The organism is Streptomyces sp. NPDC003635, from assembly GCF_053587635.1.
The window spans coordinates 145,776-159,459 of the sequence record NZ_JBSFOK010000011.1; the positions used below are offsets into that span (position 1 = coordinate 145,776).

A 13,684-nucleotide genomic window follows, 5' to 3' on the forward strand; every position below is an offset into this window, starting at 1 on the left:
GACCGGCGCAGGCTGGGAGGACCGGGGCAGCCGCGGCCTTCCGGGGCGGCCGCGGAGCCCGACGGATCCCGCACCCCGTCCCGAAGAGGCGAACGCCATGAGCATCACGCAGCAGTACCTCCTCGACACCTACCGCGCCCACCGGCACGGCGAGCCCGCCCCGCCCGCGCCGGGCACCCATGACCGTCAGGTCGTACGGCGGTGGCGCGAGGACCGCCGCTTCCGTGCCGTCCTCGCCGGACGCCCCGTGCGCGGCCTGCGCGGCTTCCTGCGCCGCGGACCGCGCGCCGGCCACTGACCTGCCGACGCCACGGCAGCCTCCGCCCCGGCCACTGACCTGCCCAAGCCGCCACTGACCCGCCCAAGCCACGGCCGACCTGCTCAAGCCACCGCGTGCCGCACCCAGTCGCTGCCTCCTTCAGTCGCTGACCTGCGTGTTCAGCCGCGCGGTGAACTCCGCGACCGCCGTGCGGACGTCGTCCGCCGTCCAGTCGAGGCCCGCGGCCCGTACGTCGACCTCCGTGACGGCGAGACCCGGCACGGGGGCGGTCCAGGGCCGGGAGAACAGCAGCGTCTTCGTTTCCTCGGCGTGCCGGACGGCCGCCTCGGCGGCGACGTCGGCGTCGTACGGCAGCCAGAGCTGGAACTCGTTGGTGTGCGGTTGCCCGGGGTGTACGCGGGACCAGGGGACGCCCGCCGACGCGAACCCCGCGCGCAGCGCGTCGGCCACCACGCGCGCGTGGCGCACGTAATCGGGCAGCCGGGGCAGCTCCAGTTCGAGGCCGACCAGCGCCGACAGGGCGGTCGGGAACTGCTGGAAGACGGTGCCGCCGTACCGGTGCCGCCAGGCCTTCAGCTCGTCGACGAGCGTCCTGGGCCCGGCGACGGCCGCGCCGCCGTAGCCGTCCAGGGACTTGTAGAACGAGACGTAGACACTGTCCGCGAGGTCGGCGATCTCGTGCAGGGGACGGCCGAAGTGGACGGTGGACTCCCACAAGCGCGCGCCGTCGAAGTGCACCACCGCCTCGCGCTCCCGCGCCGCCTCCACGACCTCGGTGAGCTCCTCCCAGGACGGCAGGACGAAACCGGCGTCCCGGAGCGGCAGTTCCAGCATCAGCGCGCCGAAGGGCTCGTCGAGGCCGCGTACCTCCTCGGCCGTCGGCTGCCGCGGCTCGCTCGTGACCCGGACCGGCCGCAATCCGCTGACCTGGCTGAACGCGTTGCGCTCGTGCACTTCGGGATGGGCCAGCGCGTGCAGGGCGACGACCGGGTTCCCGGTCCGGCCCGCCCAGCAGCGCAGGGCCACCTGCTGGGCCATGGTGCCGGTCGGGAAGAACGCGGCGGCCTCCTTGCCGAGCAGCCCGGCGACCTTCTCCTCCAGGACCTCGACGACGCCGTCGCCGTACATGTCGGCCTGCTGGTCGAGGTCGTACACGTCGGCCGCGCGCTCCATCAGCGCGAGGCGCTCCCGGAGCGTGCGCTGCGCCACCGCGCGTCCCAGCAGGCGCTGTGCGCTCCTCGAGGCGCTGATGCGCCGCTCTCTCAGGCGCGTGCGCCGTTCCTCGTCCGACACCTCTCGCGCTGACCGTGCGCTCTGCTCCGCCGCAACATCACTCATGCCGGGATGATGTCGCGCTCCTCTCACGTGGACACCCGCATTTCGTGAAGGCGCCCACAGCCTGTGGACAACCGGACGCCCCTCCAACCGATCGCGTTAACATGACGAGAAATCGTCCGGTACCCGGAGCGGACTGGAACGGGAAGGCCGCCGTCGCGTGAGTACAAGCCAACAGCCAGATCCGAAGGACCGCCCAGCGCGGCTCACCGTCGGCGTCGTCGGCGCCGGCCGCGTGGGCCCCGCGCTGGCCGCGTCCCTCCAGCTCGCAGGGCACCGGCCGGTGGCCGTCTCCGGGGTCTCCGACGCCTCCCGGCGACGGGCCGCGCAACTCCTCCCCGACGTGCCCCTCGTGACCCCCGCCGACGTCCTCGGGCGCGCCGACCTGGTCCTGCTGACCGTCCCCGACGACGCCCTGCCCGGCCTGGTCACCGGCCTCGCCGAGACCGGCGCCGTCCGGCCGGGCCAGCTGCTCGTGCACACCTCCGGGCGGTACGGCACCCAGGTGCTCGACCCCGCCCTGCGCGCGGGCGCGCTGCCGCTGGCCCTGCACCCGGCGATGACCTTCACCGGCACCCCCGTGGACGTCCAGCGCCTGGCCGGCTGCTCGTTCGGCGTCACCGCCCCCGACGAACTGCGCCTCGCCGCCGAGGCCCTCGTCATCGAGATGGGCGGCGAACCGGAGTGGATCGCCGAGGACATGCGCCCGCTCTACCACGCGGCCCTCGCCCTCGGCGCCAACCACCTGGTGACCCTGGTCGCCCAGTCCATGGAGCTGCTGCGCGCGGCCGGCGTCGAGTCCCCCGACCGGATGCTCGGCCCGCTGCTCGGCGCCGCCCTGGACAACGCCCTGCGCTCCGGCGACGCCGCCCTGACCGGCCCCGTCGCGCGCGGGGACGCGGGCACCGTCGCCGCGCACGTCACCGAGCTGCGCAGGCACGCCCCGCAGGCCGTCGCCGGCTACCTGGCGATGGCGCGCGCGACCGCCGACCGCGCGCTCGCGCACGGGCTGCTCAAGCCGGAACTCGCCGAAGACCTGCTCGGAGTGCTCGCCGACAGCACCAAGGGAGACGCGGGATGACCATCACCCTGCTGCGCACCGCCGCCGAACTGTCCGCACGCGCGCGTACCGGCCGCCGTGCCGTCGTGATGACCATGGGCGCCCTGCACGAGGGCCACGCCACCCTGATCCGCTCCGCGCGGGAGATCGCCGGACCGGACGGCGAGGTCGTGACGACGGTCTTCGTGAACCCGCTGCAGTTCGGCGCGGGCGAGGACCTCGACCGCTACCCGCGCACCCTCGAGGCCGACCTCAAAATCGCCGAGGAGGCGGGCGCGGACGCCGTGTTCGCGCCCTCCGTGGACGAGGTCTACCCGGGCGGCGAACCCCAGGTCCGCATCAGCGCGGGCCCCATGGGGGAACGCCTGGAGGGCTCCGCGCGCCCCGGTCACTTCGACGGCATGCTCACCGTCGTCGCCAAGCTGCTCCACCTCACCCGCCCCGACGTGGCCCTCTTCGGCCAGAAGGACGCCCAGCAGCTGGCCCTGATCCGCCGCATGGTGCGCGACCTGAACTTCGGCATCGAGATCGTCGGCGTGCCCACCGTGCGCGAGGAGGACGGTCTGGCCCTGTCCAGCCGCAACCGCTATCTCTCGCCCGCCGACCGGCGCACGGCGCTCGCGCTGTCCCACGCCCTGTTCGCCGGCCAGGACCGGCACGCGGCCCAGGAGGCGCTGCGCGCGCGTGCCCGCGAGGTGCCCGCCACGCACGCGCGTGCCGAGGCGCTCAGCGCCCTCGGGGAGTCCCGCGCCGCCGCCGACGCGCACGCCGTCGCCAAGGCGGCCCCCGGCGGCCCGGCCGCCGTCCGCGCCGCCGCCCGCCTGGTCCTGGACGAGGCCGCCCGCATGAACCCCCCGCTGGTCCTCGACTACCTCGCCCTCGTCGACCCGTCCGACTTCACCGAGATCGGCGAGGACTTCACCGGCGACGCCGTCCTCGCGGTCGCCGCCCGGGTCGGCACGACCCGGCTGATCGACAACATCCCCCTGACCTTCGGAACCCTCGGAGCCGCCTCGTGACCAGCACAGGCATACGACTGCACGCCCCCGCGCCCGGATGGTCCATCGACGCGGACGTGGTCGTGGTCGGCTCCGGCGTCGCCGGTCTGACCGCGGCCCTGCGCTGCGAGGCCGCGGGGCTGACGACGGTCGTCGTCACCAAGGCGCGCCTCGACGACGGCTCCACCCGCTGGGCGCAGGGCGGCATCGCCGCGGCCCTCGGCGAGGGCGACACCCCCGAGCAGCACCTGGCCGACACCCTGGTCGCGGGCGCCGGTCTGTGCGACGAGGGCGCGGTGCGGATCCTCGTCACCGAGGGCCCCGACGCCGTACGCCGGCTCATCGAGACGGGCGCCCACTTCGACGAGTCGGAGGAGGGCGGCCTGGAGCTCACCCGCGAGGGGGGCCACCACCGGCGCCGCATCGCGCACGCGGGCGGGGACGCGACCGGCGCGGAGATCTCGCGCGCGCTGGTGGAAGCGGTGCGCGCGCGGGGAGTGCGCACCATCGAGAACGCGCTGGTGCTGGACCTCCTCACGGACGCCGACGGCCGTACCGCGGGCGTCACCCTGCACGTCATGGGCGAGGGCCAGCACGACGGCGTGGGCGCCGTGCACGCCCCCGCGGTCGTGCTCGCGACCGGCGGGATGGGCCAGGTCTTCTCCGCCACCACCAACCCGTCGGTGTCCACCGGCGACGGCGTGGCGCTCGCCCTGCGCGCGGGCGCGCAGGTCTCCGACCTGGAGTTCGTGCAGTTCCACCCCACCGTGCTGTTCCTCGGTGCGGACGCCGAGGGCCAGCAGCCGCTGGTCTCCGAGGCCGTGCGCGGCGAGGGTGCCCACCTGGTGGACGCCGACGGCGTGCGCTTCATGGTCGGCCAGCACGAACTGGCCGAGCTGGCGCCCCGGGACATCGTCGCCAAGGGCATCATGCGCCGCATGCAGGAGCAGGACGCCGAGCACATGTTCCTCGACGCCCGGCACTTCGGCGCCGACATGTGGGAGCACCGCTTCCCGACGATCCTCGCCGCCTGCCGCGCCCACGGCATCGACCCGGTGCACGAGCCCATTCCGATCGCCCCGGCCGCGCACTACGCCTCCGGCGGCGTGCGCACCGACTCCCACGGTCGCACGACCGTCCCGGGCCTGTACGCGTGCGGCGAGGTCGCGTGCACCGGCGTGCACGGCGCGAACCGGCTCGCGTCCAACTCCCTCCTGGAGGGCCTGGTCTACGCCGAGCGCATCGCCGCCGACATCGCCGCGAGCCACGCGGAGAACGGCCTCCACGCGCGCGTGCCGCACCCGGTGCCGTACCCGGAGGTGCCCGCGCACCCGCTGCTCGCGCCCGAGGACCGGTTCGCCATCCAGCGGATCATGACGGAGGGCGCGGGCGTCCTGCGCTCGGCCGACTCCCTCGCGCGGGCCGCCGAGCAGCTCCAGCGGCTGCACGCCGACGCGCGCGAGGCCCTCGACGAGAACGGCAAGACCGCGGAGCCCGGCGTCGACACCTGGGAGGCCACCAACCTCCTGTGCGTGGCCCGCGTCCTGGTCGCCGCCGCCGAACTGCGCGAGGAGACGCGCGGCTGCCACTGGCGCGAGGACCGTCCCGAGCGCGACGACACCGACTGGCGCCGCCACATCGTCGTACGGCTGAATCCGGACCGCACACTCGCCGTGCACCCCACCGATACCGCAGACTTCCCCCCGACCCGGCAGCCCCAGGAGCAGTGACAGACGTGAGCACCCCCGACCTCCCCCTCGTCCAGGACGACGGCTGCGGCGACGGCTGCGCCTGCGGGGCGGACACCGACGAGACGTATCTGGAGTGCGGGCTCGACCCCGCGCTCGCCGCGCTCCTGACCGAGGCGGGGCTCGACCCCGTGGAGGTCGAGGACATCGCGAACGTCGCCATCCAGGAGGACCTCGCCCACGGGGTGGACGTGACGACGGTCGCGACCATCCCCGAGGAGGCCGTCGCCACCGCCGACTTCACCGCGCGCGAGGCGGGCGTCGTGGCCGGTCTGCGGGTCGCCGAGGCGGTGCTCTCCGTGGTCTGCACCGACGAGTTCGAGGTCGAGCGCCATGTCGAGGACGGCGACCGGGTGGAGGCCGGGCAGAAGCTGCTGTCGGTCACCACGCGTACGCGCGACCTGCTCACCGCCGAGCGCAGCGCGCTGAACCTGCTGTGCCGGCTCTCCGGCATCGCGACGGCCACGCGCGCGTGGGCGGACGTGCTGGAGGGCACGAAGGCACGCGTGCGTGACACCCGGAAGACCACCCCGGGCCTGCGCTCGCTGGAGAAGTTCGCGGTCCGCTGCGGCGGGGGCGTGAACCACCGGATGTCGCTGTCGGACGCGGCGCTCGTGAAGGACAACCACGTGGTCGCCGCGGGCGGTGTCGCGCAGGCCTTCGAGGCCGTACGGGAGGCCTTCCCCGAGGTGCCGATCGAGGTCGAGGTGGACACCCTGCACCAGCTGCGCGAGGTGGTGGACGCCGGCGCGGACCTGATCCTGCTGGACAACTTCACCCCCGGCGAGTGCGAGGAGGCGGTGGCGCTCGTGCACGGGAGGGCCGCGCTGGAGGCCTCCGGGCGCCTCACCCTGGAGAACGCCAAGGTGTACGCGGACACGGGCGTCGACTACCTGGCCGTAGGAGCCCTGACGCACTCCTCGCCGATCCTGGACATCGGGCTGGACCTGCGAGCGGCGGAGTAGGAGCGGGATCCGGCCATGCTGCTGACGATCGACGTAGGCAACACCCATACCGTCCTGGGCCTCTTCGACGGCGAGGACATCGTCGAGCACTGGCGCATCTCCACGGACGCCCGCCGCACGGCGGACGAACTGGCGGTGCTGCTGCAGGGGCTCATGGGGATGCACCCCCTCCTCGGTGACGAGCTGGGCGACGGGATCGACGGGATCGCGATCTGCGCGACCGTGCCGTCCGTGCTGCACGAGCTGCGGGAGGTGACGCGCCGGTACTACGGCGATGTGCCGGCGGTGCTGGTGGAGCCCGGGGTGAAGACGGGCGTGCCGATCCTCACGGACAACCCCAAGGAGGTCGGCGCGGACCGCATCATCAACGCTGTCGCGGCGGTCGAGCTGTACGGCGGCCCGGCGATCGTCGTGGACTTCGGCACGGCGACGACCTTCGACGCGGTCAGCGCGCGCGGGGAGTACGTCGGTGGCGTGATCGCGCCGGGCATCGAGATCTCGGTCGAGGCGCTCGGGGTCAAGGGCGCGCAGCTGCGGAAGATCGAGGTGGCCCGGCCGCGCAGCGTGATCGGGAAGAACACGGTCGAGGCGATGCAGTCCGGGATCGTCTACGGCTTCGCCGGGCAGGTGGACGGTGTGGTGAGCCGGATGGCGCGGGAGCTGGCGGACGACCCGGACGACGTCACGGTGATCGCTACGGGCGGCCTCGCGCCGATGGTCCTGGGCGAGTCGTCGGTCATCGACGAGCACGAGCCCTGGCTGACGCTGGTGGGCCTGCGCCTGGTGTACGAGCGGAACGTGTCCCGCATGTGACGCGCCCGCGAGCCGCGAGCCGAGGCCCGGGAGCCGAGGCCCGGGAGCCGTGAGCCGGGAGCCGAGGCCGGGAGCCGAGGCCGGGAGCCGAGGCCGGGAGCCCGGGAGCCGAGGCCCGTGAGCCGGGAGCCCGTTCGGGATGCTCGCGGGCGGCTCAACCGGGTGTCTCCTTCGCGCCACGCCCTGCCCCTATGTCGGTTTTGTCTGATTAGCTCGTATCGTCGGCGCATGCCCACGCCATACGGATCCCGCGGCGGCATGGCGTTCGGCGTGGAGGAGCTGCGTGTGCTCCGCCGCGCGCTCGCCCTCGCCCTGAACCCCGACCCCGCCTCGGCCGAGGACGTCCAGGAGTGCCTCCGTCTCGCCGAATCGCTGGACGAAGCGGTGCGCGAGGGCGCCCGGCTGCGCGCCTTCCTGCTGGCCGACCTCGCCCGGTACCGCGCCGCCCTCCCCGGCACCGCCGCCGGCTACCTCGCCCTCCTGGAGGAGGGGCTGGGTGCCGGGTACCGGCCGGAGGCCGACGATCTCGCCGCTCTGCGCGCCCTGCGCGGCAGCCCGGTCGCCGCCACCCTGCTGAGCCGCTGCCAGGTGCTGGCCGAACAGGACGTGAGGGCCCGTCTCGCGCGCGGCACGGACCGGCGGGCCGTGACGGTCGCCCCGGTCGTCCCGGCGTCCCGTACCCGCCTCCTGGCCCTTCCTGGGGGCCTATCGGCGCAATCTCCGGCCGACGCGGAGCGGGACCCCGCCCAGAAGCCCGCGAAGAAGCCCGCCACGCGGCCCGCCGAGAAGCCGGGCACTCCCGAGCCCGCGGCCCCGCAGCCGCCCCGCCGTCCGATCCCGACCCCTGGCGAGGTCTTCCCCCGCCGCAAGCCGGCCCCTCCGGCCGAGCACCCGCCCCAGCAGCTGGCAGCGGGCTGAGCGCCACCGCGCGCCCCTCTTCCGGCCCCGCCCCCCGTCCCCGCCCACCCCGTCGCTACCCTGATTCCATGGACTACGTCTCCGCGCTCCTGCCCCCGGTCGTCATGGCCGTGTTCTTCATCGGTGTGATCAGGGTGATCGTGAAGACCCAGGGCGGGGCCAACAAGGCCAAGGAGGACGCCGTCGTGGACGCCGCCCTCGCACGGGCCGAAGGGGCCCGGCAGGCCTCCGCGCGCGGCGACGGCTGACCTGGTCTCGCTGTTCCGGCGTACGACTCTCGCTTTCCGAGTCGTACGCCCTTTTTGTTCGTTTTTGTTGCTGAAAGCGCACGTCCGCCACGCCAATCCCGTCATCTCCCACTATTGTGCTGAGCTGTGCCTCGCCCATTGGGAGAACTCGAAGACGCGGTCATGACGCGGGTGTGGAAGTGGAACCGCCCGGTGACCGTTCGGGAAGTCCTCGAAGATCTTCAGCAGGAACGGTCCATCGCGTACACGACGGTCATGACCGTTTTGGACAATCTCCATCAGAAGGGCTGGGTCCGGCGGGAAGCCGAAGGCCGGGCCTATAGGTATGAGGCCGTGTCGACTCGGGCCGCTTACTCCGCCGCCCTGATGAACGACGCTTGGTCGCAGAGCGACAACCCCGCCGCCGCCCTCGTCGCCTTCTTCGGCATGATGAGCGAGGAACAGCGAACAGCCCTCCGGGACGCGGTGCGCATCGTTCAAGGGCCGGAAGAAGCCGCGCAAGGCGATAGCGGTTCGGATACGGCCGCCGAGAACCCCGGCTCGGCGCCGGAGGCCGACGAGCGATAGCGTCCGCTCATGTCCGCACAGAGCTCCCCGGCAGAGAGCCCCGAAGTCACCGCAAAAGCCCTCACCGTCCGACGGGCCCGCACCAGCGATGTCCCGGCGGTGCGCCGCCTCCTTGACGCGTACGTCCGCGGCGGCATCCTGCTCGACAAAGCCACGGTGACGCTTTACGAGGACATCCAGGAGTTCTGGGTCGCGGAACGTGACGACAACGCGGAGGTCGTCGGCTGCGGCGCCCTGCACGTGATGTGGGAAGACCTCGCGGAAGTCCGCACTCTCGCCGTGAAGCCGGGACTGAAGGGCGCGGGCGTCGGCCACCACTTGTTGGAGAAGTTGCTGCAGACCGCGCGTTGGCTCGGTGTTCGCCGGGTATTCTGCCTGACCTTCGAAGTGGACTTCTTCGCCAAGCACGGCTTCGTCGAGATCGGTGAGACACCCGTGGACACCGACGTCTACGCCGAGCTGATGCGTTCCTATGACGAGGGCGTCGCGGAGTTCCTCGGTCTCGAACGAGTGAAACCGAACACCCTGGGCAACAGCCGGATGCTTCTGCATCTGTGATCGCCGGCCAATCGGACCGCCCCAGTGCCCTATGTCCGAAACGCGCACGTTTCCGGGCGGGGAGAGGGCTGTGGGTCTCTCCCAGGGGTTTGTGTTTTTCCAGCAAAAGCGGTTTGCTTTCCGACGTACTGCAGTACTGCATATAACAGGGGGACGGCGAAACGGCGGGACGCCGCAGACCCCAGCCCTCACGTTATCGATGAAAGGAAATCCGGTGGCACAGAAGGTTCAGGTCCTTCTTGTCGACGACCTCGACGGCGGCGAGGCGGACGAGACCGTGACGTTCGCGCTGGACGGCAAGACGTACGAGATCGATCTCACGACCGCCAATGCGGACAAGCTCCGTGGCCTTCTCGAGCCTTACGTGAAGGGTGGTCGTCGTACCGGAGGCCGTGCTTCGGGTGGGCGTGGAAAGGCGCGTGCCGCTTCCGGCGGCAGCCAGGACACCGCCCAGATCCGCGCGTGGGCGAAGGAGAACGGTTACGAGGTCAACGACCGCGGCCGTGTTCCCGCGTCCATTCGTGAGGCCTACGAGAAGGCCAACGGCTGAGCGCTCACGCGGCGCAGTCGCAGTCGGTGGCAGTGCGTGGCCACCGTGTTCACGAGTCGTACGAGATCGGGGGCGCCCCCACCGCCCCCCAAGGCCGACAGCGTCGGCAGCGAGGCCTCGACCTCGCACCCCGGCTCGGGGGGCCGCAGCCATACGGCGGCCCCCTGCGGCATGCCGGCGCGGCCCGGGGTGAGCGGCGGCCGCCCGCCTGCCGCTCCGAGTCCCGCCCAGGGCGGATCGGGCGCGTCCAGGACGCCGCCCTCGCCGGTCGCCGTGAGATCGAGGGCCAGCTCGCCCCACTCCAGCCAGGCCAGCAGCCCCGGCAGCTCCTCCGCGCTGCCCGCGGCCACCAGCAGCAGCAGCCGCTCGCCCCGGACGGCCACCGGAGTCGCCGGCGCCAGATGGCGCAGGGCCGCCCGGCCCGCCTCGGCCGGCACGTCCAGGACGTCGAAGCGCAGGCCCAGCCGCAGTCCCGGCGGATTCCCGGGCACCGTTGCCCACCCCAGTTCGTTCTCGTACCACCGGCGGACCTGATCGCTCGGATCACCCGGATCCAGCGGCCGCCGGGGGAGCGGGACCCCGGAGACCGGGGGGAGGGTGCCAACCATGCCAAGTGCAACCACCGAAAAGGCTCGCGGGTTACGCTGGGTGTTCTCGCGAATGCGCAGAGTGTCGACGGAGGGGGCGTGCGGGGGTGCGGGGAGGCGCGAGGTTGTTCGCCCGTAGCGGAGCCGACAGGGGTGCGCGGCATGGACTGTCGGTGACAGCGGGTAAGACATCCCTAGTGGGAGGGGGCGACACGCAGGGCAGGGCGTCTCACGTTCGCCATCGGCGTACTGGCGAAGCGGGTAACTGCCTGGCCTGCGGGAACATCGTCTCGCACCATCGGGTTGGAGCAGATGTCGGCGTTCGGGGTCAGGAGGCCATCGACGGTGTCGGCAGTTGGAATGAGCGGTCCCCGCTTGCGGGACTAAGCTGCGGAAGGACAGGGAGGGGAAGTTCCCCCCACTGCCTGACCGCTCTGAGGAGCGATTAACGATGTTCGAGAGGTTCACCGACCGCGCGCGGCGGGTTGTCGTCCTGGCTCAGGAAGAAGCCCGGATGCTCAACCACAACTACATCGGCACCGAGCACATCCTCCTGGGCCTGATCCACGAGGGTGAGGGTGTCGCCGCCAAGGCCCTTGAGAGCCTCGGGATTTCGCTCGAGGCGGTCCGCCAGCAGGTGGAGGAGATCATCGGCCAGGGCCAGCAGGCCCCGTCCGGGCACATCCCCTTCACCCCCCGTGCCAAGAAGGTCCTGGAGCTGTCGCTCCGCGAGGCCCTTCAGCTGGGCCACAACTACATCGGCACGGAGCACATCCTGCTCGGCCTGATCCGTGAGGGCGAGGGCGTCGCGGCCCAGGTCCTGGTCAAGCTGGGCGCAGATCTGAACCGGGTGCGGCAGCAGGTGATCCAGCTGCTCTCCGGTTACCAGGGCAAGGAGACCGCCACCGCCGGCGGGCCTGCCGAGGGCACCCCCTCGACGTCCCTGGTCCTCGACCAGTTCGGCCGGAACCTCACCCAGGCCGCTCGTGAGTCCAAGCTCGACCCGGTCATCGGGCGCGAGAAGGAGATCGAGCGGGTCATGCAGGTGCTGTCCCGCCGTACCAAGAACAACCCGGTGCTGATCGGTGAGCCCGGCGTCGGCAAGACCGCCGTCGTCGAGGGCCTCGCCCAGGCCATCGTCAAGGGCGAGGTGCCCGAGACCCTCAAGGACAAGCACCTCTACACCCTCGACCTCGGCGCGCTGGTCGCCGGCTCCCGCTACCGCGGTGACTTCGAGGAGCGCCTGAAGAAGGTGCTCAAGGAGATCCGCACCCGCGGCGACATCATCCTGTTCATCGACGAGCTCCACACGCTGGTCGGTGCGGGTGCCGCCGAGGGCGCCATCGACGCGGCCTCCATCCTGAAGCCGATGCTGGCCCGCGGTGAGCTGCAGACCATCGGTGCCACCACCCTGGACGAGTACCGCAAGCACCTGGAGAAGGACGCCGCGCTGGAGCGCCGCTTCCAGCCCATCCAGGTCGCCGAGCCGTCCCTGCCGCACACGATCGAGATCCTCAAGGGTCTGCGCGACCGGTACGAGGCGCACCACCGCGTCTCCATCACCGACGAGGCGCTGGTCCAGGCCGCCACCCTGGCCGACCGGTACATCTCGGACCGCTTCCTGCCGGACAAGGCGATCGACCTGATCGACGAGGCCGGCTCCCGGATGCGCATCCGCCGGATGACCGCGCCGCCGGACCTGCGCGAGTTCGACGAGAAGATCGCCGGTGTCCGCCGGGACAAGGAGTCCGCGATCGACTCGCAGGACTTCGAGAAGGCCGCCTCCCTCCGCGACAAGGAGAAGCAGCTCCTGGCCGCCAAGGCCAAGCGGGAGAAGGAGTGGAAGGCCGGCGACATGGACGTCGTCGCGGAGGTCGACGGCGAGCTGATCGCCGAGGTCCTCGCGACCGCCACCGGCATCCCGGTCTTCAAGCTGACCGAGGAGGAGTCCTCGCGTCTGCTGCGCATGGAGGACGAACTCCACAAGCGGGTCATCGGCCAGAAGGACGCCGTCAAGGCGCTCTCGAAGGCGATCCGTCGTACGCGTGCCGGTCTGAAGGACCCCAAGCGTCCCGGTGGTTCGTTCATCTTCGCCGGTCCGTCCGGTGTCGGTAAGACCGAGCTGTCCAAGGCGCTCGCCGAGTTCCTCTTCGGCGACGAGGACGCGCTGATCTCCCTCGACATGTCGGAGTTCAGCGAGAAGCACACGGTCTCCCGGCTCTTCGGTTCGCCCCCCGGCTACGTGGGCTACGAAGAGGGTGGCCAGCTGACCGAGAAGGTCCGCCGCAAGCCGTTCTCCGTGGTCCTCTTCGACGAGGTCGAGAAGGCCCACCCGGACATCTTCAACTCGCTGCTGCAGATCCTGGAGGACGGTCGGCTGACCGACTCCCAGGGCCGGGTCGTGGACTTCAAGAACACGGTCATCATCATGACGACCAACCTCGGCACCCGGGACATCTCCAAGGGCTTCAACCTGGGCTTCGCGGCCCAGGGCGACACGAAGTCCAACTACGAGCGCATGAAGAACAAGGTCTCGGACGAGCTCAAGCAGCACTTCCGGCCCGAGTTCCTCAACCGCGTCGACGACGTGGTCGTCTTCCCGCAGCTGACCCAGGAGGACATCCTCGCGATCGTCGACCTGATGATCGGCAAGGTGGACGAGCGCCTGAAGGACCGGGACATGGGCATCGAGCTCTCCCAGTCCGCCAAGGAGCTGCTGTCCAAGAAGGGTTACGACCCGGTGCTGGGTGCGCGTCCGCTGCGTCGCACCATCCAGCGCGAGATCGAGGACTCGCTCTCGGAGAAGATCCTCTTCGGCGAGCTGCGTCCCGGTCACATCGTGGTCGTGGACACCGAGGGCGAGGGTGACTCCGCCACCTTCACCTTCCGCGGTGAGGAGAAGTCGGCGCTGCCCGACGTCCCGCCGATCGAGCAGGCGGCCGGCGGTGCCGGACCGAACCTGAGCAAGGAGGCGTAAGCCTCGGCGGAAAGGGGCCGGTGCTCTCCAGCACCGGCCCCTTTCGCATGCCTGCCCATCCGCCTCAGGGGGTGCGAGCC

General features: G+C 71.7%; 14 protein-coding genes. 12 read left to right on the top strand and 2 right to left on the bottom strand.

What is annotated here, in order from left to right:
• Positions 1-97: 97 nt before the first annotated feature.
• Positions 98-298: a hypothetical protein gene (locus ACWDRW_RS13710; RefSeq protein ID WP_451722892.1), complete on the top strand. Its 201-nt coding sequence runs from the start codon at positions 98-100 to the stop codon at positions 296-298.
• Between the two features lie 120 nt (positions 299-418).
• Here ACWDRW_RS13710 and ACWDRW_RS13715 read toward each other — a convergent pair whose 3' ends face one another.
• On the bottom strand, positions 419-1,618 hold the full coding sequence (locus ACWDRW_RS13715; protein ID WP_451722894.1) for a threonine aldolase family protein: 1,200 nt from the start codon (positions 1,616-1,618) through the stop codon (positions 419-421).
• Positions 1,619-1,775: 157 nt separating this feature from the next.
• Between ACWDRW_RS13715 and ACWDRW_RS13720 the strand changes: the two genes are divergently transcribed.
• The 10 genes from ACWDRW_RS13720 to ACWDRW_RS13765 all read left to right on the top strand — a co-directional run bounded on the left by ACWDRW_RS13720 (position 1,776) and on the right by ACWDRW_RS13765 (position 10,040).
• A complete protein-coding gene (locus ACWDRW_RS13720) occupies positions 1,776-2,696 on the top strand; it encodes a Rossmann-like and DUF2520 domain-containing protein (protein WP_451722895.1) in 921 nt (306 codons plus the stop codon).
• Positions 2,693-3,694: a pantoate--beta-alanine ligase gene (gene panC / locus ACWDRW_RS13725; protein WP_451722896.1), complete on the top strand. Its 1,002-nt coding sequence runs from the start codon at positions 2,693-2,695 to the stop codon at positions 3,692-3,694. The genes ACWDRW_RS13720 and panC overlap by 4 nt, the downstream gene beginning before the upstream one ends.
• Positions 3,691-5,403, top strand: a complete 1,713-nt coding sequence (locus tag ACWDRW_RS13730) for an L-aspartate oxidase (protein WP_451722898.1) — start codon at positions 3,691-3,693, stop codon at positions 5,401-5,403. Before panC ends, ACWDRW_RS13730 begins: the two co-directional genes overlap by 4 nt.
• Positions 5,404-5,408: 5 nt before the next feature.
• Positions 5,409-6,386, top strand: a complete 978-nt coding sequence (gene nadC, locus ACWDRW_RS13735) for a carboxylating nicotinate-nucleotide diphosphorylase (protein WP_451722900.1) — start codon at positions 5,409-5,411, stop codon at positions 6,384-6,386.
• A gap of 15 nt (positions 6,387-6,401) precedes the next feature.
• Entirely contained in the window at positions 6,402-7,199 is a 798-nt protein-coding gene (locus tag ACWDRW_RS13740; protein WP_451722902.1) for a type III pantothenate kinase, read from the top strand.
• A 258-nt stretch (positions 7,200-7,457) separates the two neighbouring features.
• The gene (locus tag ACWDRW_RS13745; protein ID WP_451722963.1) at positions 7,458-8,117 is read left to right on the top strand and encodes a hypothetical protein; all 660 of its coding nucleotides are present in this window, start codon (positions 7,458-7,460) and stop codon (positions 8,115-8,117) included.
• A 68-nt stretch (positions 8,118-8,185) separates the two neighbouring features.
• Positions 8,186-8,365: a hypothetical protein gene (locus ACWDRW_RS13750; protein WP_451722904.1), complete on the top strand. Its 180-nt coding sequence runs from the start codon at positions 8,186-8,188 to the stop codon at positions 8,363-8,365.
• A gap of 126 nt (positions 8,366-8,491) precedes the next feature.
• Entirely contained in the window at positions 8,492-8,932 is a 441-nt protein-coding gene (locus tag ACWDRW_RS13755) for a BlaI/MecI/CopY family transcriptional regulator (protein ID WP_451722905.1), read from the top strand.
• Positions 8,933-8,941: 9 nt separating this feature from the next.
• Positions 8,942-9,490, top strand: coding sequence for an amino-acid N-acetyltransferase (locus tag ACWDRW_RS13760; protein ID WP_451722906.1), 549 nt, complete (start codon positions 8,942-8,944; stop codon positions 9,488-9,490).
• A 214-nt stretch (positions 9,491-9,704) separates the two neighbouring features.
• The gene (locus ACWDRW_RS13765; RefSeq protein WP_030573823.1) at positions 9,705-10,040 is read left to right on the top strand and encodes a histone-like nucleoid-structuring protein Lsr2; all 336 of its coding nucleotides are present in this window, start codon (positions 9,705-9,707) and stop codon (positions 10,038-10,040) included.
• Here the strand turns inward: ACWDRW_RS13765 and ACWDRW_RS13770 are convergent.
• Positions 10,019-10,648 (bottom strand): SCO3374 family protein, encoded by a 630-nt coding sequence (locus ACWDRW_RS13770; RefSeq protein ID WP_451722908.1) that lies wholly within the window; start codon positions 10,646-10,648, stop codon positions 10,019-10,021. The two genes, ACWDRW_RS13765 and ACWDRW_RS13770, sit on opposite strands and share 22 nt — an antisense overlap.
• Before the next feature lie 430 nt (positions 10,649-11,078).
• Between ACWDRW_RS13770 and ACWDRW_RS13775 the strand changes: the two genes are divergently transcribed.
• Positions 11,079-13,604 (top strand): ATP-dependent Clp protease ATP-binding subunit, encoded by a 2,526-nt coding sequence (locus tag ACWDRW_RS13775; protein ID WP_451722910.1) that lies wholly within the window; start codon positions 11,079-11,081, stop codon positions 13,602-13,604.
• Positions 13,605-13,684 lie beyond the last annotated feature (80 nt).